The sequence below is a fragment of the Micromonospora sp. NPDC049051 genome, from assembly GCF_043197575.1.
Lineage (GTDB): Bacteria > Actinomycetota > Actinomycetes > Mycobacteriales > Micromonosporaceae > Micromonospora.
Genome location: NZ_JBICTL010000001.1, coordinates 285218 through 305237, shown reverse-complemented (window position 1 = coordinate 305237; position 20020 = coordinate 285218). Strand labels below are relative to the sequence as shown.

The following is a 20020-nucleotide window of genomic DNA, read 5'->3' as shown; positions in this document are numbered from 1 at the left end:
TCGAGCCGCGCCTACTCCGGCGACCGGCACGCGGCGGGATCGAGCGCCGGCGAGTCGGTGTCGGAGGGCGGGGCGTCGGGCGTGGTGGTCGGCGCGGCCGGCGTGCTCGGCCGGCCGCTGACCGGCGCGCTCGCACTCGCGCTGACGGTCGGAGCGGGCGACACCGGGCCGGTGGTCGGTGTCGGGTCGGTGGTGGTGGCCACGGCGCTCGGGCTCGGCGGGCAGACGGGCTTGAGGTTCGGGTTCGACGGGTCGTCGCTGGTCAGTTCGGCCAGTCGGCGCTCGGCGTCGGGCTCGCTCTTGGCCGGGATGCCCTGCTTGACCTGTTCCTGGGCGGCCAGCGTCAGGTCCTCCAGCTCCGCCGGGCTGGTCGAGTGCACGGTCGACAGGTCGATGCCGGCGATCTCGCCCCGGATGCCCCGGAACACCGCGACCTCGCCGTTCTCGGTCGCGCCGACGTAGTACTGCCGCTGGGTGTAGCTCCAGCCGCCGAAGACCACACCACCGGCGAGGACCAGCAACGCCAGCGACATGGCGGCGGCCCGTACCGGCCGGCGCCTCGGGCGCTCCGGTTCGTCGTCGGCACTGGCCGACGGCTCCTCGGGGGCCGGCGGGCGGGGCGCGGAGAGGGCGGACGCGCGGGCGGCCGGCGTGGAGACGTCGGCGGAGGTCGCCATGCCCCGGTCGCGGGCGGCGGCGCCGCCGACGATCGGGCTCGCCTCGACGATGTCCTGGTCGGTGGCGTCCGCGATGATCACGGTGATGTTGTCCGGGCCGCCGCCGCGCAGGGCGAGCTGCACCAGCCGCTCGACACACTGCTGCGGGTCGGCGTACTCGCGCATCGTCTCGCCGATGGTCTCTGCACTGACCACGCCCGAGAGGCCGTCGCTGCAGATCAGGTAGCGGTCGCCGGGGAGCACCTGGCGGACGCTGTATTCCGGGTCGATGTCGCGGCCGTCGAGCGCCCGGGTGAGCAGCGACCGCTGCGGGTGGCTGCTCGCCTCCTCGGCGCTGATCCGGCCCTCGTCGACGAGCATCTGGACGTACGTGTCGTCCTTGGTGATCTGCGCGAACTCGCCCTTGCGCAGGAGGTAGGCCCGCGAGTCACCGATGTGGACCATGCCCAGCTTGCTGCCGGAGAAGAGGGTCGCGGTGAGCGTGGTGCCCATCCCCTCCAGCTGGGGGTTGGCGTCCACGGTGTCGCGGAGCTGCTGGTTGGCGGTGCCCACGGCCGAACGCAACGCGTCGACGAGGGCGTCACCCGGGACGTCCTCGTCGAGCGGCGCCATGGCACCGATGACGATGTTGCTGGCGACGTCACCGGCGGCCATGCCGCCCATGCCGTCGGCGACGGCGAGGAGCCGCGGCCCGGCGTAGACGGAATCCTGGTTACCGTCTCGGATCAGACCGCGGTCGCTGTGGGCCGCATAGCGCAGGGTCAGAGTCATGGCCGTAATTCGAGAGAAGTGCGGCCGATCCGGATCGGCACGCCGAGGGGGACGGGGGTTGGTCCGGTGACCTTAGCGCGATCCAGGTATGTGCCGTTAGTCGAGCCGAGGTCCTCGACGAACCACTGGCCGTCGCGCGGCACCAGACGGGCGTGCCGTGCCGAAGCGTAGTCGTCGGTGATCACGAGGGTCGAGTCCTCGGCGCGGCCGATGGTGATCTGCGCTTCGCCGAGGGTGATCCGGGTGCCCGCCAGTTGACCGGCGGTCACCACCAGCTGGTGGGCGGCCCTGCCGCGCTTCGTCTTCGCCGGCTTCGCCGACTGCCCGAGCGACGCGCCGACCGCCCGGGGGGCGGCCACCAGCCGGCCGGACCGGGCACCCGCGAAGAGGTCCCGGCGGATCACGCCGACCACCGTGAACACGAAGATCCACAGCAGGATGAGGAACCCGAACCGGGCGACGGTGATGACGAGCTCCGGCAAGGGGTCAGCCGTCCACGCGGAAGGTCAGCGTCGTGGTGCCGAGCTGGATCATGTCGCCGGGGTTGAGCGCGACGGCGGAGACCCGCTGGCCGTTGACCATGGTGCCGTTGGTCGACCCGAGGTCGGTCAGCACGACCTGGCCGCCGTCGAAGTCCAGCCGGGCGTGTCGCCGCGAGATCCCGACGTCGGGCAGGCGCAGGTTGGCCTGGTCGCCACGGCCGATCACGGTCGAGCCCATCTGCAGAGGGTAGGTGCGCCCGTCGCCGGAGACCAGCCGCACGTTGCGGCCGCCGCCGTGCCCGGGCGGCGGACCGTAGCCGCCACCCTGGTCGTACGCCGGGTAGGCGGGCGGGCCCGCGTCGTAGCCGGGCGCCGAGACCGGGGCGACCTCGCCGCCGGTGTAGACCTCGGCGGTGACCCGGAACATCCCCGTGTCCAGTCCCTCGCCGCGTTCGATCTCGACGATCACGTCGCCGTAGACCGTCCAGGCCTGCTCGCCGATGAACTCCGCCTGCGACTGGGCCAGCTCCTGGGCCAGCGCGGCAGCGTACGGCGCCAGACGACTGTGGTCGTAGGGCGAGAGATCGATCACGTAGCGGTTGGGCACCAACGTGCGCCCACCGGCCAGGATCGCCTTGTGCGCCTCGGCCTCCCGCTGCATGGCGTTGAGGATCTCCACGGGGTGGACCACCCCTTTGAAGACCTTGGCGAAGGCCCCCTCGACCAGGCCTTCCAGACGCTTCTCGAAGCGTTGCAGCACGCTCACCGGCTCCTCCTCGGGTCCCGAGGACATGATGGTATCCGGCCGGCGCGCGCGCAGCTCACACGCCGCTCGGCCGTCTGACGGCGGCCCGTTCGGGCGGGCCGATAATGCCGTGCTACTCTTTCGTCCGCCACGAACGGTAACCGCTCCTCGGACGGTAACCGATCGGCACAACGACCAGGGACGGGTAGGATGTCCGGGGCCCGCTGGAGACAGCAGGACCGGCACAGACTACAGTGTTCGAGGTCAAGCCACGGGGAAGTGGCGGAATGGCAGACGCGCACGGTTCAGGTCCGTGTGCCCGAAAGGGCGTGGGGGTTCAACTCCCCCCTTCCCCACCAATACGCGAGGGCTCCGCAGCGATGCGGGGCCCTCGCGCTGTATCGGGGCGTGCCGTACGTCACGCTATGCTCCGATGGTTTCTGCCTCCGATGGACCAGGAGTGGCGTGTGAGTGTCGCGTTCGTGACCGGGTCGGGCGGTCTGATCGGCTCCGAGGCGGTCCGGCACTTCGCCGGCCTCGGTCTCGAGGTCGTCGGCATCGACAACGACATGCGGCAGGAGTTCTTCGGCGAGGAGGCGTCCACCGCGTGGAACGTCCGGCGGCTGACGGACGAGCTGGGGTCCGCGTACTCGCACCACAGCATCGACATCCGGGACCGGGCCGCGCTGGCCAAGCTCTTCGAGCGGTACGCCACCGACGTCGCCGTGGTCATCCACACCGCCGCCCAGCCGTCGCACGACTGGGCGGTACGCGACCCGTTCACCGACTTCGACGTCAACGCCGCCGGCACGCTCAACATCCTGCAGAACGTGCGCGAGCACTGCATCGAGGCGCCGGTCATCCACTGCTCCACCAACAAGGTCTACGGCGACCGGCCGAACAGCCTGCCCCTGGTCGAGCTGGAGTCCCGCTGGGAGATCGAGCCGGGGCACCCGTACGAGCAGGGCATCCGTGAGGACATGTCCATCGACGCCTGCCTGCACTCGATCTTCGGCGCCTCCAAGGTGGCGGCCGACGTCATGGTGCAGGAGTACGGCCGCTACTTCGGCATGCGGACGGCCTGCTTCCGGGGCGGGACGCTGACCGGCCCGGCGCACTCCGCGACGGAGCTGCACGGCTTCCTCGGCTACGTCATGCGCGCCAACATGGAGCGCCGGACCTACAAGATCTTCGGTTACCAGGGCAAGCAGGTCCGCGACGCCATCCACAGCTCGGACGTGGTCTCCGCGTTCGAGGCGTTCTTCCGCAACCCGCGCTCGGCGGCGGTCTACAACCTCGGCGGCGGACGGCACTCGAACACCTCGAACCGCGAGGCGTTCACGCTCGCCGAGCAGATCACCGGCCAGGAGATGGTCACCGAGTACGTCGAGGCCAACCGGATCGGCGACCACAAGTGGTGGATCGGCTCGAACGAGGCCTTCCAGGCCGACTACCCCGAGTGGAAGCAGGTCTACGACGTGCCCATGATCATGCGGGAGATCTACGAGGCCAACGTCGACAAGTGGGTGCCGGCGTCATGACCGGGAAGGGCAAGCGGAACGTCCTCGGTGTGCTGGTCGACGCCACCGACTACGCCGCGGCGACGGAGCAGGTGGTGGCGGCCGCGCAGGAACGCCGCCCGCTGGCGCTGACGGCGCTGGCCGTGCACGGCGTGATGACCGGGGTGCTCGACCCGGCGCACAACGCCCGGCTGAACTCCTTCGACGTGGTGACTCCCGACGGGCAGCCGGTGCGCTGGGCGCTCAACCTGCTGCACGGCGCGGGGCTCACCGACCGGGTCTACGGCCCGACCCTGACCCTGCACGTGCTCTCCCGGTTCGCCGACGAGGGGCTGCCGGTCTACCTCTACGGCTCGACCGAGGAGACCCTGGCGAAGCTCATCCCGGCGCTGGAGCGGATGTTCCCGGCGCTGAAGATCGCCGGCATCGAGCCGTCCAAGTTCCGGGCGGTGCAGCCGGGCGAGGACGTCGAGATCGCCGACCGGATCAGGGCCAGCGGGGCCCGGCTCGTGCTGGTCGGGCTGGGCTGCCCGCGCCAGGAGGTCTTCGCGTACGCCATGCGGCCGCTGCTGGACATGCCGCTGATGGCGGTCGGGGCGGCCTTCGACTACCACGCCGGCCTGCTGCGCCAGCCCCCGCCGTGGATGCAGCGGGCGGGCCTGGAGTGGTTCTGGCGCCTCGGCCTGGAGCCGAAGCGGCTCTGGAAACGCTACGTGATCCTCAACCCGGCCTACCTGACCCGGCTCGCCGGCCAGAAGACGGGGCTGTGGAAGGCGAGGCCGCCGGCCCCGGCCACCGAACGCCCCACCAGCTTCGCGGTCTGACGCCGCGCCACCGGCAAGGAAGGGCCCCTTCCCGTCGCTCCCGCGACGGGAAGGGGCCCTTCGCACCGGACTAGAGGGTGAGCGTCCAGGTGTTCAGGTAGCCGGTGTCGCCCGAGTAGGCGTCGCGCACCCGCAGCTGCCAGGTGCCGTTCGCCGCCTCGCTCGACAGGTTCGCCGTGTAGGTGGTGTTGATGTTGTCCGCGCCGTCGAAGTAGCTGCTGTTCTTCAGCCGGTAGGTCGAGCCGTCCGGCGCGACCAGGTCGATGACGATGTCACCGCGGTAGGTGTGCACGATGTTCACCGCGACGGTGGAGGCCGACGAGGCGTTGCGGGCACAGCCGGTGATCACGATCGCGCTGTTCACCGCGACGTTCGTGTCCGGGATCGCGACGTCGGTGCCGTTGGTGCCGGAGCAGCCGCCACCGGTGCCGGTGACCGTCAGCGAGTAGGTCGCGGTCTTGCTGCCGGAGGTCGCGGTGCCCGTCACGGTCACCGGGTAGGTGCCGGGCGGCGTGCTCGCCGAGGTGCTGATGGTCAGCGTCGAGGAAGCACCCGAGGTGACGGTGGCCGGGCTGAACGAGGCGGTGGCCCCGGACGGCAGCCCGCTGGCCGACAGGCTCACCGACTGGGCGGAGCCGTTGGTCGTGGCGGTGCCGACGGTGGCGGTCACCGAGCCGCCCGGCGCGGTCGAGCCGGAGGTCGGCGAGACCGAGACGGAGAAGTCGTTGGTCGGCGGCGGGGTGTCGCCGTTGACGACGTAGAGCAGCTTGTTCGGCGAGCCGGTGCCCGGGCTGGTCACCGCGTTGTCGGTGGCGTTGTTCACCAGGTAGTCGCGGACCTGCTGCGGCGTCCAGGACGGGTTGGCGCTGGCCACCAGGGCCGCCGCGCCGACCACGTGCGGGGTCGCCATCGAGGTGCCGCTGATCGTGTTGGTGGCGGTGTCGTTGGTGTACCACGCCGAGGTGATCGACGAGCCCGGCGCGAAGATGTCCAGGCAGGTGCCGATGTTGGAGAACGACGAGCGGGCGTCGGTGTTGGTCGTCGAGCCGACCGTGATGCCCTCCGCGGTGCGGGCCGGCGAGGTGTTGCAGGCGTTGCCGCCGGAGTCGTTGCCCGCCGCCAGGCCGTAGCTCACGCCGGAGTTGATCGAGTTGCGTACGGCGGTGTCGAGCGAGGTGTTCGCGCCGCCACCGAGGCTCATGTTGGCCACGGCCGGCTTCACCGCGTTGGCGGTCACCCAGTCGACACCGGCGATGACGCCGGCGTTCGTGCCGCTGCCGGAGCAGTTCAGCACCCGTACGCCGACCAGCTGGACGCCCTTGGCCACGCCGTACGCCGAGCCGCCGACGGTGCCGGCGACGTGCGTGCCGTGCCCGTTGCAGTCGTCGGCCGAGCCGCCGTCGACGGCGTCGTAGCCGGAGACGGCCCGCCCGCCGAAGTCGCTGTGGCTGAACCGGATGCCGGTGTCGATGATGTAGGCGTGCACGTTGCTCGCCGTGTTCGGGTACGTGTAGGAGCTGTTCAGCGGCAGGGCCCGCTGGTCGATCCGGTCCAGGCCCCAGGAGGGCGGGTTGGTCTGCGTACCGGCGATGGAGACGGTGTGGTTCTGCTCGACGTACGCCACGGCGGGATCCGCGGCGATGCGGGCGGCGGCCTTGGCGTTCACCTTGACCTCGAAGCCGCGCAGTGCGGCGCCGTAGGTGCGGGCGACGGCGCCACCGTGCCGGCCGACCAGGCGCTGCGCGGTGTCACCGACGCTGCTGGTGGCGACCGAGTTGTCCTTGAAGACGACGATGTAGCTGTCGGCCACGGCGGTGGCACCGCCCGCGGCGCGGATCGTGCCCACCGGTTCGGCGGCCATGGCGGGGGCGGCGGTGGCCACCATGGCCAGCGTGGCCACCCCGACGAGTACGGACCTGCGTGGAAGACCCATCTTCTACTCCCTCCGACCGGCACCGACCGTCCACTGCTCGTGACGAGTGAATCGATGAATGCCGATCAGGCTGAGGGTAGGGGGACGTAAAGAGGAATTTAAACATGTCGACTTGCCCATAACACCGGGAAGATGGCCCCTAGGGGAGACGGTTGCGGGACGAACCGGGGACCGGCCCGGATTCACGATCGTCGAAAACGGGCAAGGCTGTCCGTCATGGAGAACCACCTCGCCGTCCTGCTGCCGCTGACCGCCGTCTGGCTCGTCGCCGGTTGGCTCGCGGACGGGCTGCCCCGGCTGGATCACGCCCGGGCCCTGCGTCGGCGTACCGGATGGGTGCTCGCCCTGACGCTGACCGGCCTGGGGCTGACGGCCGCCGTGCTGGTCGCGGGGCTCTCCAGCGCCGGCGCGACGCCGGCGGACCGGGCGGCCGCCGGTCTCACCCTCGCCGCCGCCCCCGCGTTCGTGGTCGCGGCCTGCACGCTGCGCCGGGTACGCCGGCTGCGAGCCGGCGCGGGCGCGCTCTCCTCGGCGTCGCGGACCCCGGCGCCGCACGGCCTGCGGGCCTCCGCCGCGCACCCGTTGATCGGGCTGCCGGTGCAGCTCACCGGCCTGGCGATCCTGCCGGCGGTGGCCGCGGCGAGCGTCCCGGACCTGCTGTCCCGGCCCGGCGTGACCGGCCCGGCCGTCACCGTGGGCGTGCTGGGCGTCGCCGCCATCGGCGTACGGCACGCGCTGCGACACAACCGGCTCGTCGAACGGGCCGTGCCGGCGCGGCCGGCGTCACCGCGACCGGCCGGGGCCCTGCACGTATAGCAGTTCCAGGATCGCCCGGGTCGCCTCGAACCACCGGTCGAGCCAGCCCGGCGGGGGGACGCTGCCCTTTGGCGGCAACTCCATCAGCAGCCCGCGCAGCAGCGGATGGTCGACCAGCGACTCGGCCGGCTCCACCGACCAACTGCCGGTCGGGAACGACGGCTCGGTCAGCGGGTTGGGATCCAGCGAGGGCAGGGAGAGCGGCGGGCCGGACTGCTCCGGCGGGGCGGCCGGGGTCTCCCTGCCGCCGATCTCGGTGTCGGTCGACACCACCTCGGTGAGGACGGTGTCCCGGCGTGCCCCCCGGTACTTGCCCCCGAACCGTTCCGGCTTGCCCGGCCCGTTGGTGAGGTTTTCTGACCCGATCGTCGTCATCCGTCTCGCCTGCCTCGCTCGGTTGCCGATCCGTGCGGCGGGTTGTCGACCAGCGCCGTATCGAGGGGTACAACGACACGGGACCCGATGTGGCGACGCCGACGGCGGCACGTCTTCGCGGCCGGCCCGGAGGCGGGCACGACGATGCCCCCGCCCGGCTCCATCGCCGGACGGGGGCATCGGTCGCATCCCGGTCCGTCAGCCCTTGTCGAACACACCGCCCCTGGTGCCGGCGACGAAGGCGTGCCAGTCACCCGGGGCGAAGACCAGGGCCGGGCCCGTCTTGTCCTTCGAGTCCCGCACGCCGACCGCCCCCGTCACGTACGCCACCTCCACGCAGTTGTCACAGTTCGGCCCGCTCTTCGAGCTCTTGAACCACGTCGCCTGCGTCAGGTCCACGGGGAACCCCTTGGTCGCCACTTCCACAACGGCTCCTCTGCCAGTTTCGCGATGTGTGCGATGGACTCCTCCGGACGAATGGCCGCCGCTCGGATGTGATCAAAGATGAAGCTGTACTTCTGCAGTTCGTCACTCTTCTCCAGGAAGAGCCCACCCGTGGCATTCTCCGCGTACACGACATCCGGATCACCGGGCTCAGGGAAGCTGAGGATCGTGAAGGTGCCGTCCATGCCGGCGTGCGCCCCCACCTCGAAAGGCAGGATCTGGAGCGTCACGTTCGGCAGTTCCGCCACCTCGACCAGGTGCTTGAGCTGGTCACGCATTACCTCGTCCCCGCCCACCGGACGGCTCACCACCGCCTCATCGAGCACCACCCACAGATCGACCGGATCATCCTGCGTCAACAACGACTGACGGCCCAGACGGACACGCACCCGTTGCCGTACCTGGTCGGGCGTGAAGTCGGGCCGGGCGGCCCGGATCATCGCGCCCGCGTAGTCCTCGGTCTCCAGCAGCCCGGGCACCACCTGCTGCTCGTACGCCCGAATCGAGCTGGCCGCCGCCTCCAGCCCGACGTACGCGCCGACGAGCACCGTGCTGTAGGGGTGCCACCAGCCCTTCTGCCGCGCTTCCCGGGCGATCTGCACCAACTCGTCGCTCTCGGCGCCCACCACGCCGTAGATCCGCAGCATGTCCCGCACGTCGCGCGGCGTCGCCGTGGTGTGGCCGGTCTCGATCCGCGAGACCTTCGACGCCGAGCACTCCAGCTGCTCGGCGACCACCTCGATGGTTATCCCGGCCGACTCCCGCTGCCGACGCAGTTCGGCGCCGAGGCGACGGCGTCGGATGGTGGGGCTGCGCCGCTCGCTCACGGGATCACCTCGACAGGTCTCACCCCGGTCCACCTCCGCATCGCCGTGCGCCACTCTCGTCACCCGCCAGGGGCGCGACCGTCGTGCGGCGGGCGTCGTTCGCGGCGTGGGGTGGTGCCGGTCATCGGCCGGCCGCGACGGGCGAAACCGGACCCCAGTGTGCAGGGCAGACGTGAAGGGCTTCAAGCGCCGGTTTGCGCGAGCCGCTCACGTATCGGCAAAAGTCGACGTGCAACTTGCATGAAGCACGTCGCTGATGCACTCTGTCCGTATGGCACGGGCTACTCACCGTCTCCGTCCGCTTCCCCACCGTGGTGACCCCACGGTCTGCGGGCCGCGCGGCGGTAGGGCCGCCCGACAGTCGACAACCAGACCTGCCCCGGGTTGATGACCTCGCCGCTGCACGTCAGTTGGCTGCGGCGGCGGGAGCGGTACCCGGAGCAGCCGGGTGCTGGTCGGGTGGCGGTCCGCCACCAGCGGGTACGGCCCGACCATCACCACCCACGACACCGGTCCACGAGGCACCACCCGCCACGGGCCATCGACGTCCCCCGACCCTCACCGCCGGCCCGTCCGCCGGCCGACCCTTCCCAGGAGCCCATGTGCTTCCCCGCTCCGGTGACGTACTGCACGTGACTCGCGCGGCGAGTGTCCAGTTCCTCAGACCCATCATGTTCCGGGTCATCCGGGTGCTCGACTGGCCGACCTACGACGGCTGGATCTGGCTCGAAGGCTACGAGTTGAACGCATCGGGGGACGCGGTCAGCCGGCGGTCGATCTTCGTCCAGCGGGAAGGGCTGCGCCACCTGCGGTCGGCCCCCGAGCCGCGTCCGCACACCGTGCGCACGGCCCGCCGGCCCGTCGCCCGTACCCCGGTCCGGGTGGGCTGACCTGCGCGATCGGCAGCTGTGGGGCGTGCCGTCGCCATAGGATGAGGTACGCCCACCCCGGCACGCTCCACCCCGCGCCTCCAGGACCCCGAACCTGGGATGGCCATGGTCAATCTGCCCGCCGCGCGGCGGCACCACCGCTCCCGTATCGCCTACGCCTTCGGACTCCTGGCGCTGTTCGGCGCCGCCACCACGATGGTGGTCGTGGTCCGCGACCCCGCCCTCTCGTCCACCACGCGACTGACCACTCCGGTGCCCGCGCCGGAGATCACGGTGGTCGACGAGGGCCCGCCCGACGACGACTGGTCGTACGACGACACGTCGGACGACCTCGACGACCCGTACGCCCTGGGCAGACCGGACGAACGGGACGCGCTCGGCGCGGCCGACGGGTCCGGACCTGCCGCCGCCGGGACCGGGGTTCCCTCCGACGCGCCGGGTGACACCGCGCACGCCGCCCGCCCCGCACCGGACGACGTCCGCCGCTCCCTCTTCTGGTCCGGCATCTTCGGCCTGGCCATCTCACTGGCCGGGCTGGGCATGGTCGGGACGAGACGGCGCATGTGGTGACCCGACGGCGAGGTCAGCGGCTCACCGGGTGGCGGTCGGTTCGACCGACGGCGTGACGCCGCCGGTCGGCGAGGTGGCGGCACGGGCCACCACCAGCGTCACCTCCCCGTCCTCCGGCACCAGCTCACCCGCCTCCGGCTCGGTACGCAGCACCGTGCCGGCCGGGCGGTCGGACGTCTCGTACTCCACCCGGTAGCTCAACCCGACGTCGTCCAGGATGGCCTGCGCCGTCGCCAGCGGCAGGTTCACCACCGGCGGCATCGGCAGTTGGGCAGGCGCCGAGGGCGAGGGGGACGCCGAGGGCGACGAACTGGTGGGGGCGGCCGAGGTCGGCGCGGCGGTGGTCGGCGACGCGCGGGTCACCGACGGCGACGGCGACGGCTCGGGCCCGCTCGGCTCGTCGTCCCCCGGCTGGAGGGCCAGCCACAGGCCGACGCCGAGCAGGCCGACCAGCAGCAGCACGATCACGCCCCACAGGATCGGCAGCCACCAACGCCGCGAGCCCTGCTCCTCGGCGTACCACTCGGCCTCCGACTGGTCGGCCGGCCCGGCGGGACGTACCTCCGCCCGGCCCGACCAGACCGCCGGCCCGGAGCGCTCCGGCGGCACGGCGGCCGTACGGTCCAGCGGGGCGGTGCCGGCGTCGGGCGCCGGGGCGGGACGGGGCAGTGGCTGCGTAGGGTCGGCTTCCGTCCCGGAGCGGGATTCGCCCGGTGGGGGCAGTGGCTGGGTCCGGTCGTCGTGTTCCCCGGCGGGCGGTTCCTGGCGGTCGTCGCTCATGCCGGCACTCCGCTCCGCTGCGTGCCGACCTGAGACACCACCACACTCTGCCGATGATTCGCTCGCTGACGCTCACTCATGGCGCGTCCTCTCCCGGCCCAGGCGGGCGTCGTGGGCCCCTGACCGCCAACCTAGCGGTCCCCGGGGCCATCGGCCGGGATCAGCGTGCCGGACGCTCCGTCAGGGTGTCGGGGAGGGTGATGCGCCGTCCTCGGGCGCGTCGCCGCACCAGATCGACACCTGGTCGTTCCAGCGGCCCGCGCTGTCGCCGGCCGGGTCCTGACGGCTGACGGTGCCGGTGCGACCCGAGGGGTACTGCGGGTAGAAGCCCTCCTCCACGAGGTCGTCCGCCGCGTCGTCGCAGTCGTCGCCCACCACGTCCGGCACGGTGGCGGCTGGTGCCGGACCGCTCACGTAGAGCGTCACGGTGCGCCCGGGCTGGATCTCGGTGCCCACCTGCGGGGAGGTCCGCTCCACGGTCGTCCCCGTGCCACGGCCGAAGACGAGCCGCCAGCCCAGCCGCTTCTCGCGCAGCTCGTCGCGGGCGTCCTCGAAGTCCTCGCCGACGACCGCCGGGACCGTCAGCCCGGCAGGGCGGCTCGGTGCGGTCGTCCGGGGAGCCGCCGCCGGCGCGGATTTGCCCGGGGTCGGGCGGTCCGCGGCGGGAGCGCTCGTGGCGGGCAGATTCTCCGCCGCCGTCGGCGGTGGGTCCGACGAATCGTCCCCGCCGGCCAGCAGCCAGCCGCCCGTCGCGCCGACGGCGGCGAGCACCACGACGGCCAACCCGCCCCTGAGCAGCACCGTCGACCGGCCCGACCCGGCGTCGTCCCTCGCGCCCGTCGCCTCGTCCGTCATACGCCCACCCCGCCTCGATCATCGGCGACCGTACCCGCTCCCGTCGGCGCGCTGGGCCCGGGGCCGACCGTCACGACTCGCCGCGCCGACCACGGGACGTTACGCTCCCCCGCATGGCCAGACAGGGCTGGGGAGCATCGATCGCGACCGCTGTCGGCGTCGCCGCCGGCGCGGGCGCGGCCCAACTGGGCTTCGGCTACGGGCTGGGCATCATCAACTGGGCACCGGCGGACGCGACCGCCGGCGCGACCGCCTGGGTGGCGGGCCTGATCTGGGCCACCTGGATCACGGCCACCTCGACCGTCTTCGGCGCGGTCTTCGCGCAGCGGCTGCGCGACCGCGCCCCGGCCCCGGCCCCGGACCCGGATTCCGTCGACGCGACTGCGGCCGGACCGGCCGGCGGCGTACTCGGCTCCGTCGTGCTCGCCGGGGCCGCCGGGCTGGGCGCGCTGATCACCGTGCTGCTGGTGGCCGTACCGGCCCGGGAGGCGGTGACGCTGGCGGACACCGACTCGCCCCGCAACGTCGCGGCGGTCTACGCGGCGGTCGGCGTGCTGATCGGGGTGTTGACGGCCGTCTGGGCGCTGCGCTCGCGCGCCGCCGCGAACAACGTGATCGCCACCGTCGGCTGGCTCTGGTTGCTCGCCGTGATCGCCGTCGTGGACGGCGTACTGGCCGGGCGCGGCCTGACCAGCGCACAGCTCGGCATCTGGCAGCTCGGCCCCGACGACGGGCGCTACTGGATCCGCGACTACTTCTACTGGCCGGGCGCGCTGTTGTCCCTCGGCTCCGCGCTGGTGATCGGTGCCCTCGCCGCCAGCCGGGACGCCCGGGATCCCGACCGCCGCGTCGGGGCCGCCGTCTCGGGTGCGGCCGGGCCGCTGCTCGTCGCGATCGCCTACTTCCTGGCGGTGCCGAGGCTGACCGCGATCAGCCCGGAGCAGGTGTCGGCGCACCTGATCGCACCGTACGCGGTGATCATCGGGGTCGGCGGCGCCGTCCTGGTCACCGTCCTCGCCCAGCGGGCCGCCCGACGGGCTGCGGCCCGGGGGCCGGTACGGGTGCCCCGCCAACGCACCGGCGAGCCCGTCGTACCCGATTCGGGACAGCACTCCGACGACGCCGACGCGCCGACCGATGCCACCGGCAGCGGCACGGTGGCGGACGGCAGCGGCGCTCCCGCGACGTCCGACGACAGCGACACCGGGTCCGGGCGCAGCGACACCGCCAAGGCGCCCGCCCGCAGCCGCGCCGGCACGCGTCGAGCATCGACCTCCGCGGACCGGGTCACCGCCGCGACGGGCAAGGCGACGTCCGCCGAACGCGAACCGGCGCCGCTTCCCGCCACCGGAAGTCCTGCGGCCCCGTCCGGCGGAGGGCTGCCCACCCCGGCCGCCGAGGACGGTACGCCGTCGTCGACGGGCGCACCCGCCGACGACCCGGCCGAGGACGACTCTCAGCCCACCGGCCGCCGTACCCGGTCCGGCCGCCGCACCCGCTGAACGCCGGCCTGGTCGGGAAGCCCGGCGGGGAAGCGCCCGGTCCGGCGACCCCGGGCGCTGCGTGCTCCGCCGCCGGACGGCCTCGGCGTCGTACGCCCCGCGGGTGCCCTTGGTGGCGAGGTCGAGGCCGGCCGTCAGTCGACGGGCCAGGTGTGCACGGGCTCGTTGCTGCGCTGCAACTCGGCGTAGCGCTGCACCATGTGGTGCAGGGCGGCCTTGCGGTCCATGCCCCGATGCCGCTCGGCCGACCAGACCGCCTCGGTCTGCCAGACGGCACCGTTGCGGCCCGTACGACAGCGCTGCTCGATGATGTCCAGCAGCCGGTCGCGTTCGGCCGGGGCCACCCCGAACCGGTCGAGCCCGGCGGCGGCGCTCGGCAGCAGCACGTCCAGGACCAGCTTGGTCACGGGCACCTCGCCGAGGCGGGGCCAGTGCAGGACCGCCTCCATGCCGCGTCGCGCGGCGGCGTGGAAGTTCTCTTCCGCCGAACTGAAGGTGAGTTGGCTCCAGATGGGCCGTTCCGCCTCCGCCAGTCCGCGCGCCAACCCGAAGTAGAAGGCGGCGTTGGCCAGCATGTCGACCACGGTCGGACCGGCCGGCAGCACCCGGTTCTCCACGCGCAGGTGCGGGCGGCCGTTCATGATGTCGTAGACCGGCCGGTTCCACCGGTAGACGGTGCCGTTGTGCAGGCGCAGCTCGCCCAGCTCCGGTACGCCGCCGCCGTGCAGGACCTCGACCGGGTCCTCGTCCTCGCAGATGGGCAGCAACGGCGGGAAGTAGCGGACGTTCTCCTCGAAGAGGTCGAAGATCGAGGTGATCCAGCGCTCACCGAACCAGACCCGGGGGCGTACGCCCTGCGCCTTCAGCTCGTCCGGCCGGGTATCCGTGGCCTGCTCGAACAGGGCGATGCGGGTCTCCGCCCAGAGCTGCCGCCCGTAGAGGAAGGGCGAGTTGGCGCCGACGGCCACCTGCACGCCGGCGATCGCCTGGGAGGCGTTCCAGTAGTCGGCGAAGCTGTCGGGGGCGACCTGGAGGTGGAACTGGAGGCTGGTGCAGGCGGCCTCGGGCGCGATCGAGTCGGTGTGGGTCTGGAGGCGTTCGACGCCCCGGATGTCGAGCTCGATGTCCTCACCCCGGGCGCCGACGATCTGGTCGTTGAGCACCCGGTAGCGCTCGTTGGTGGAGAGGTTGTCCTCCACCAGGTGGCGCTCGGTGAGGGTGGGCAGGATGCCGACCAGGACGATCTTCGCGTCCGACTTGGCGGCCCGCTCGTCGGCGCGGGAGAGGCTGGCCCGCAGGTCCTGCTCGTAGTCGGCGAACCCGGTGCCCTCGATCAGCCGGGGCGGCGCGTTCAGCTCCAGGTTGAACTGGCCCAGCTCGGGTTGGAAGAGCGGATCGGCGATGTCGGCGAGGATCTGGTCGTTGCGCATCGCCGGCTCGGCCGCCGAGTCGACCAGGTTCAGCTCGATCTCCAGCCCGGTCATGGGCCGGTCGGCGTCGAAGCCGAAGTCGTCCAGCATCAGGGCGAAGACGTCCAGGCACCGCCGGACCTTCTGTCGGTAGCGGACCCGGTCCTCCCGGGAGAAGGCGCCCTGCTCGACGTCCCTGCCCATGTTTCCTCCCGGCGCGAGGCGCAGTCGGACCGTGTCGGTCCGGGTTAGCGCGTGGTGAACCCTCCACGTTAGGAGTGTCGGCGTCGTCGGGACCAGAGGAGGTCCCGGCGGTCCCACGGCCGGGACGACCGGGTTCCGGTCGGCGGACGCGCTCCTGGCGGCATCTCTACCCAGCCCACACCGTCGGGCACCGGAGTGGACCGCGAATGGGCCGTGACGAATTACACCCCGGGGCGGCGGCGCTCGTCCCGCGTACACGCGTCGGGCCCGCCCCGTGGTGCGGCGCGGGCCCGGCAGAGGTACGACGGATCAGGCCTGGCGGACGGCCTCGCCCTCGATCTCGATCTTGATCTTCTTGCCGACCAGCACGCCCCCGGTCTCCAGGGCGACGTTCCAGGTCAGGCCGAAGTCCTCGCGGTCGATCTCCGTGGAGGCCGAGAAACCGAAGATGTCCTGCCCGAACGGGCTGCGGCCGACGCCCTCGAACTCGACCTCCAGCTCGACCGGGCGGGTGACGCCCTTGACGGTCAGCTCGCCGGCGAGGACGAACTCGTTGCCGTCGCGGGACTTCACGGCCGTGCTGCGGAACTCCAGGGTCGGGAAGTTCTCGACGTCGAGAAACTCGGGGCTGCGCAGGTGCGCGTCCCGGTCCGCCTGGTTGGTGTTGATGCTGGCCGCCTGGATGGTGGCGCTGACCGAGGACTGCATCGGGTCCTCGGCGACGGTGATGGTGGCGCTCGCGTCGGCGAAGTCACCGCGTACCTTGCTCACCATCATGTGCCGGGCGACGAAGCCCACGCGCTTGTGTGCCGCGTCCAGCAGGTAGGTGCCGGCGGTCGGGATCGTGAGGCCTTCCCAGTCGCGGGTAACCGGTGCGGTGCTGCTGGTCATGGAAACTGCCCTCCGTGGGAAAATTGTTTAGTAGCCCAACGACTGCCACAGCAACTATAGGCACAACAATATTCCTCCTGTCAAGTACTGCTACGATGGGCGCGTGGACCAGAACGTGTTCGACGACCCCCGGATCACCGCCGTCGGCCTGCTCGTCGAGGCGCACGCCGGGCTTTCGGCCCGGTTCGCCGCCCAGTTCGAGGAGCACGGCCTCTCACCGGTCGAGTTCGAGGTGCTGACCAGACTCGCCCGATCTCCCGGCAACCAGTTGCGGATGACCGACCTGGCCGCGCAGACCTCGCTCTCGACCAGCGGCGTCACCCGCGTGGTGGACCGGATGGAACGCGACGGGCTGCTCGTCCGCCGCGCCTGCCCCTCCGACCGGCGCAGCTCGTTCGCGGTCGTCACGGCCTCCGGACTGCAACGCCTCGACGAGACCCTGCCCGGGCACCTGCAGATCATCGAGCAGTGGTTCACCGGCCAACTCGACCCGGAGGCCCTGGCAGCCCTGCTCGACGGGCTGCGCCGGGTCCGCGACGCCGTGCACCCCGGCGCCACCGCCGGAAGCACCGGCGCCGACCACGACGGGGCCGGCTCGCCGTCCTGAGCGTTTCTGGGAGCCGTCGGCACCGGCAGAAAGAGCGGCAGAACTGCCGTACCCACGGGACGATAGGCGAGCAAACCGGGCGGAGTCGCGTGCGTGCGGTGGCTACTCTTCGGGCAGTGGGGACGCACCGGGGGGTGACGGCGCGGGCGACGAGCGAGGGGTAGCAAGAGGGGCTTCGTCGTCCGCGCCACCCCCGGTTCGCCCCACGGGGCGACCCGCACGGCGCTGACCCGGCATCCCCGCGCCATCCGGCGTCCGGCTCGCGGTCCACGCCCCCAACAGCTCCTCCTCGTGTGGCAGCAGCCGCACACCGCACCGCCGGCAGGCCGCGTCGAGGCGGTCCAGCACGGCGGGATCGCCCGTGCTGGCGGCCAGCCCCACCAACGCCTCCACCACGTCACGCCGGTCCTGGCCGCCGGCACCCGCCTCGGCCGCGGCGGCGAACCACTCCGCCGCCAGCTCACGATCGCCCCGGCGCAGAGCCAGGTTCCCCTCGATCAGCGCGCAGGTCCCGTCCTCCGGGCGCGCCTCGGGTGCCGTCGGGCCCGGCAGACGCCCCGGCGACCACACCTCCCCCTGCCACGGGACGGGCGACCCCGGAAGCGGACGCAGCTCGGCCAGCACCTCCACCGCCTCGACAACACGATCGTCGCGGGCCAACGCCAGCCCCACCGTGCCGAGCACCCGACGGCGGTGGCCCGGGTCGCCCAGATCCGACAGCGCCGCCATCACCCGCCGACCCGCCTCGACGGCGTCGGCGTACCGGCCCTCCAGGCGGGACACCTCGGCGAGGTTGGCCCGGGCCAGCACCCGCAGCCGCTGTTCCCCGTCCTGCGCGGCGAGCCGGTCGACCGTGGCCAGCCGGCGCCGGGCAGCCGCCAGGTCGGCGACCCGGATGTCGTGCCAGGCCAGGTTGTTCTGCGCCACCGCCATGTCCCGGACCCGCCCGTGCCGGACGGCCAGCGCGAGCACCGCCTCGGCCTGCGTCCGCGCCTCGTCGTGCTCGCCGAGGCCGACGAGGAGCGCACAGAGCACCGTGCGCGCCGCCAGTTCGCCGGTGACGTCGCCGGCCTCCCGGAACGCCGCCAGCGCCTGCCGCGCCGCCGGCAGTTCCTCCGCCCCGGCGCCGTGCTCGGCGGCGAGCCGGGCCACCCCGAGGGACGCCCACGCCCGCAACACCGGAGCCACGTCGGCGGTACGCGGATCCGCCAGCAGCCGCCGCAGCCACTGCCGGCCCGGCACGTCCCGCCCCCGGAACCGCCACCACCGCGGCAGCGCCGCCGCCAGCCGCAACGCGGTCAACGGGTCGTCGACGGCGGCGTGCGCCAGGGCGGAGCTGATGTCGCCGGTCACCTCGTCCAGGCGGTGCACCGCCGCCGGCAGGTTGGCGCCGACAAGCTCCGGCGCGGTCCGATTGACCAGCCGGGCGACGACCTGCGCGTGCCGGCGTCGGATCGCCGTCAGCTCGCCGACGCCGGTCGCCTGCTCGGCGGCGAAGTCGCGTACGGCGTCGAGCAGGCGGAACCGGAACGGCCCGGTGCCCCGGACGCTCAGCAGGCCGAGTTCGACGAGCCGGTCGAGCAGCGGGACCGGGTCCACGACCACCGTCCCGTCGGTGTCGGCGGGATCGGCGAGCATCTCCTCGGCCAGCTCGACCGACCAGCGGTTGCCGAAGGCGGCCAGCCGGCGCAACGCGGCCCGCTCGTCGGGGGCGAGGAGGCGGTAACTGACGGCCACCGCGTCCCGCAGGGTCTCCGCCACCGCTGTCCGGGGGCGCTCCGGGCGGCGCTCCGTCGTGTCCCAGCCCGGCCGGTCGGCCGCCGCCGACGAGGTGGCCAGGTCGAGCACGCGGTCGCCGTACCGGTCGAGCAGTTCGTTGAGGTCGAGGATCCGGCCCCGCGCCGCCATCAGCTCGATGGCGAGCGGAAGCCCGCCGAGGCGGCGTACCAGGGCCGCGAGGGCGGGCAGCTCGGCGGGGCCGGGCGGCTCCCGGCGGACCTGGGCGAGCCGGGCGGTGAAGAGTGCCACGGCGGGATAGCCGGCCAGCGCCGGCAGGCCCTCCCGTTCGCTGCCCGGAGGCGGTACGTCGAGCGGGCAGACCGGCCACACCCGCTCCCCGGGCAGGCCGACCGGGTGCCGGCCGGTGACCAGCACCCGCAGCGACGGCACGGCAAGGGCGAGCCGGTGCACCGTCTCGGCGACCGAGTCGGGGGCCCGCTCGGCCGCGTCCACGAGTAGCAGCGCCGGCCGGCCGTGGAGGCGCGCGGTCAGCTCCGGCAGCCGGGCGACGCCGAAGACGGCGACCGAGGCGGCGAGCACGTCGGCGGCGTCCGAGCCCTCGCCGACGAGCACGCCGGCCGCGCCGCCGGGATGGTCGGCGGCGACGGCGTGGGCCACCGCCAGGGCCAGCGCGGTCTTGCCGACGCCGGCCAGCCCGACCAGGCTGACCAGCCGGGGCCCGTGCCCGTCGGTGAGCAGCCCGACCAGCTCGGCCAGGTCGCCGTCCCGACCGACCAGCGCGACCGGGGGCGGGATCGCGGCCGGCGTACCGGTGAGGTGGTCGGGGTCCACGCTGGCCGGCGGGGCGCCGCCGTGGGTGACCGGCGGGGCGGCCGGGACCGGGCCCCGGGCGGCGGTCAGGAACACCGACCGGGCGGTCCCGGCCAACTCCAGCGCGCCGGCGAGCAACTCGACGGTGGTGCGCTGCGGCCGGGACGAGTGGCCCCGTTCCAGGTCGCGCACCGTCCGGACGCCCACCCCGGCACGGTTCGCCAGCTCGGCCTGGGTCAGGCCGGCGGCGAGCCGGTGCCCGCGCAACAACTCCGGCAGTCCGGTACGCCCGCCCGGTTGGGACGAACGATCACGATCCGGGGTCATGGGCAGGAAGGGTACGGACGG

At 72.9% G+C, this 20020-nt stretch carries 17 protein-coding genes, 1 tRNA gene and 2 pseudogenes; 8 read left to right on the top strand and 12 right to left on the bottom strand.

All coding sequences use genetic code 11. The features are described from left to right. Positions 1–11: 11 nt before the first annotated feature. The 3 genes from ACGFIR_RS01475 to ACGFIR_RS01465 are packed head-to-tail and all read right to left on the bottom strand — an operon-like array spanning position 12 to position 2723. The gene (locus tag ACGFIR_RS01475; protein ID WP_393005047.1) at positions 12–1448 is read right to left on the bottom strand and encodes a protein phosphatase 2C domain-containing protein; all 1437 of its coding nucleotides are present in this window, start codon (positions 1446–1448) and stop codon (positions 12–14) included. Next, positions 1445–1930, bottom strand: a complete 486-nt coding sequence (locus tag ACGFIR_RS01470) for an FHA domain-containing protein (RefSeq protein ID WP_393005049.1) — start codon at positions 1928–1930, stop codon at positions 1445–1447. Before ACGFIR_RS01470 ends, ACGFIR_RS01475 begins: the two co-directional genes overlap by 4 nt. A 4-nt stretch (positions 1931–1934) precedes the next feature. Continuing rightward, on the bottom strand, positions 1935–2723 hold the full coding sequence (locus ACGFIR_RS01465) for a DUF3662 and FHA domain-containing protein (protein WP_088996759.1): 789 nt from the start codon (positions 2721–2723) through the stop codon (positions 1935–1937). A gap of 225 nt (positions 2724–2948) precedes the next feature. Here ACGFIR_RS01465 and ACGFIR_RS01460 point away from each other — a divergent pair. The 3 genes from ACGFIR_RS01460 to ACGFIR_RS01450 all read left to right on the top strand — a co-directional run bounded on the left by ACGFIR_RS01460 (position 2949) and on the right by ACGFIR_RS01450 (position 5019). Then, positions 2949–3034: transfer RNA gene (locus ACGFIR_RS01460), tRNA-Leu, on the top strand. Between the two features lie 66 nt (positions 3035–3100). Beyond that, positions 3101–4216, top strand: coding sequence for an NAD-dependent epimerase/dehydratase family protein (locus ACGFIR_RS01455; protein ID WP_393005051.1), 1116 nt, complete (start codon positions 3101–3103; stop codon positions 4214–4216). After that, a complete protein-coding gene (locus tag ACGFIR_RS01450) occupies positions 4213–5019 on the top strand; it encodes a WecB/TagA/CpsF family glycosyltransferase (protein ID WP_393005053.1) in 807 nt (268 codons plus the stop codon). The genes ACGFIR_RS01455 and ACGFIR_RS01450 overlap by 4 nt, the downstream gene beginning before the upstream one ends. Before the next feature lie 70 nt (positions 5020–5089). Here ACGFIR_RS01450 and ACGFIR_RS01445 read toward each other — a convergent pair whose 3' ends face one another. Then, positions 5090–6952 carry a S8 family serine peptidase gene (locus ACGFIR_RS01445; protein WP_393005055.1) on the bottom strand — a complete coding sequence of 621 codons (1863 nt, stop codon included), beginning with the start codon at positions 6950–6952 and terminating at the stop codon, positions 5090–5092. Positions 6953–7168: 216 nt separating this feature from the next. On the opposite strand from ACGFIR_RS01445, the gene ACGFIR_RS01440 reads away from it, so the two are divergent. Continuing rightward, complete coding sequence (locus ACGFIR_RS01440) at positions 7169–7768, top strand: hypothetical protein (RefSeq protein ID WP_393142608.1); 600 nt, start codon at positions 7169–7171, stop codon at positions 7766–7768. Here the strand turns inward: ACGFIR_RS01440 and ACGFIR_RS01435 are convergent. The 3 genes from ACGFIR_RS01435 to ACGFIR_RS01425 form a co-directional block, all read right to left on the bottom strand. Further along, positions 7736–8143, bottom strand: coding sequence for a hypothetical protein (locus ACGFIR_RS01435; RefSeq protein WP_393005059.1), 408 nt, complete (start codon positions 8141–8143; stop codon positions 7736–7738). The genes ACGFIR_RS01440 and ACGFIR_RS01435 overlap by 33 nt on opposite strands. 198 nt (positions 8144–8341) lie before the next feature. After that, positions 8342–8563 carry a DUF397 domain-containing protein gene (locus ACGFIR_RS01430; protein WP_357866662.1) on the bottom strand — a complete coding sequence of 74 codons (222 nt, stop codon included), beginning with the start codon at positions 8561–8563 and terminating at the stop codon, positions 8342–8344. Next, a complete protein-coding gene (locus ACGFIR_RS01425; RefSeq protein WP_393005060.1) occupies positions 8533–9414 on the bottom strand; it encodes a helix-turn-helix domain-containing protein in 882 nt (293 codons plus the stop codon). Before ACGFIR_RS01425 ends, ACGFIR_RS01430 begins: the two co-directional genes overlap by 31 nt. A gap of 602 nt (positions 9415–10016) precedes the next feature. Here ACGFIR_RS01425 and ACGFIR_RS01420 point away from each other — a divergent pair. Further along, the gene (locus ACGFIR_RS01420) at positions 10017–10304 is read left to right on the top strand and encodes a hypothetical protein (protein ID WP_393005062.1); all 288 of its coding nucleotides are present in this window, start codon (positions 10017–10019) and stop codon (positions 10302–10304) included. Positions 10305–10403: 99 nt separating this feature from the next. Then, complete coding sequence (locus tag ACGFIR_RS01415) at positions 10404–10874, top strand: hypothetical protein (RefSeq protein ID WP_393005064.1); 471 nt, start codon at positions 10404–10406, stop codon at positions 10872–10874. Positions 10875–10895: 21 nt separating this feature from the next. Here ACGFIR_RS01415 and ACGFIR_RS01410 read toward each other — a convergent pair whose 3' ends face one another. Together ACGFIR_RS01410 and ACGFIR_RS01405 are read right to left on the bottom strand one after the other, a co-directional pair. Further along, positions 10896–11654: a PASTA domain-containing protein gene (locus ACGFIR_RS01410; RefSeq protein WP_393142606.1), complete on the bottom strand. Its 759-nt coding sequence runs from the start codon at positions 11652–11654 to the stop codon at positions 10896–10898. A 180-nt stretch (positions 11655–11834) separates the two neighbouring features. Beyond that, a complete protein-coding gene (locus ACGFIR_RS01405; protein WP_393142604.1) occupies positions 11835–12509 on the bottom strand; it encodes a PASTA domain-containing protein in 675 nt (224 codons plus the stop codon). Positions 12510–12622: 113 nt separating this feature from the next. Here ACGFIR_RS01405 and ACGFIR_RS01400 point away from each other — a divergent pair. After that, positions 12623–13841, top strand: a pseudogene (locus ACGFIR_RS01400) (hypothetical protein); the annotation flags it as partial. A 304-nt stretch (positions 13842–14145) separates the two neighbouring features. On the opposite strand, the gene ACGFIR_RS01395 reads toward ACGFIR_RS01400, so the two are convergent. Together ACGFIR_RS01395 and ACGFIR_RS01390 are read right to left on the bottom strand one after the other, a co-directional pair. After that, a complete protein-coding gene (locus ACGFIR_RS01395) occupies positions 14146–15624 on the bottom strand; it encodes a glutamate--cysteine ligase (protein ID WP_393005072.1) in 1479 nt (492 codons plus the stop codon). 309 nt (positions 15625–15933) lie between these two features. Further along, entirely contained in the window at positions 15934–16515 is a 582-nt protein-coding gene (locus tag ACGFIR_RS01390; protein ID WP_393005074.1) for a YceI family protein, read from the bottom strand. Between the two features lie 103 nt (positions 16516–16618). Between ACGFIR_RS01390 and ACGFIR_RS01385 the strand changes: the two genes are divergently transcribed. Next, a complete protein-coding gene (locus tag ACGFIR_RS01385; RefSeq protein WP_393005076.1) occupies positions 16619–17122 on the top strand; it encodes a MarR family winged helix-turn-helix transcriptional regulator in 504 nt (167 codons plus the stop codon). A gap of 596 nt (positions 17123–17718) precedes the next feature. Here the strand turns inward: ACGFIR_RS01385 and ACGFIR_RS01380 are convergent. Further along, positions 17719–19999, bottom strand: a pseudogene (locus tag ACGFIR_RS01380) (ATP-binding protein); the annotation flags it as partial. Between the last annotated feature and the right edge of the window lie 21 nt (positions 20000–20020).

What these genes read in the sequence shown, in the direction of transcription:
- ACGFIR_RS01475 (WP_393005047.1), bottom strand. Translation starts at nt 1,448, where the DNA reads ATGACTCTGACCCTGCGCTATGCGGCCCACAGCGACCGCGGTCTGATC.
- ACGFIR_RS01465 (WP_088996759.1), bottom strand. Translation starts at nt 2,723, where the DNA reads ATGTCCTCGGGACCCGAGGAGGAGCCGGTGAGCGTGCTGCAACGCTTC.
- ACGFIR_RS01455 (WP_393005051.1), top strand. Translation starts at nt 3,101, where the DNA reads ATGCTCCGATGGTTTCTGCCTCCGATGGACCAGGAGTGGCGTGTGAGT.
- ACGFIR_RS01450 (WP_393005053.1), top strand. Translation starts at nt 4,213, where the DNA reads ATGACCGGGAAGGGCAAGCGGAACGTCCTCGGTGTGCTGGTCGACGCC.
- ACGFIR_RS01445 (WP_393005055.1), bottom strand. Translation starts at nt 6,952, where the DNA reads ATGGGTCTTCCACGCAGGTCCGTACTCGTCGGGGTGGCCACGCTGGCC.
- ACGFIR_RS01440 (WP_393142608.1), top strand. Translation starts at nt 7,169, where the DNA reads ATGGAGAACCACCTCGCCGTCCTGCTGCCGCTGACCGCCGTCTGGCTC.
- ACGFIR_RS01435 (WP_393005059.1), bottom strand. Translation starts at nt 8,143, where the DNA reads ATGACGACGATCGGGTCAGAAAACCTCACCAACGGGCCGGGCAAGCCG.
- ACGFIR_RS01415 (WP_393005064.1), top strand. Translation starts at nt 10,404, where the DNA reads ATGGCCATGGTCAATCTGCCCGCCGCGCGGCGGCACCACCGCTCCCGT.
- ACGFIR_RS01410 (WP_393142606.1), bottom strand. Translation starts at nt 11,654, where the DNA reads ATGAGCGACGACCGCCAGGAACCGCCCGCCGGGGAACACGACGACCGG.
- ACGFIR_RS01405 (WP_393142604.1), bottom strand. Translation starts at nt 12,509, where the DNA reads ATGACGGACGAGGCGACGGGCGCGAGGGACGACGCCGGGTCGGGCCGG.
- ACGFIR_RS01395 (WP_393005072.1), bottom strand. Translation starts at nt 15,624, where the DNA reads ATGGGCAGGGACGTCGAGCAGGGCGCCTTCTCCCGGGAGGACCGGGTC.
- ACGFIR_RS01390 (WP_393005074.1), bottom strand. Translation starts at nt 16,515, where the DNA reads ATGACCAGCAGCACCGCACCGGTTACCCGCGACTGGGAAGGCCTCACG.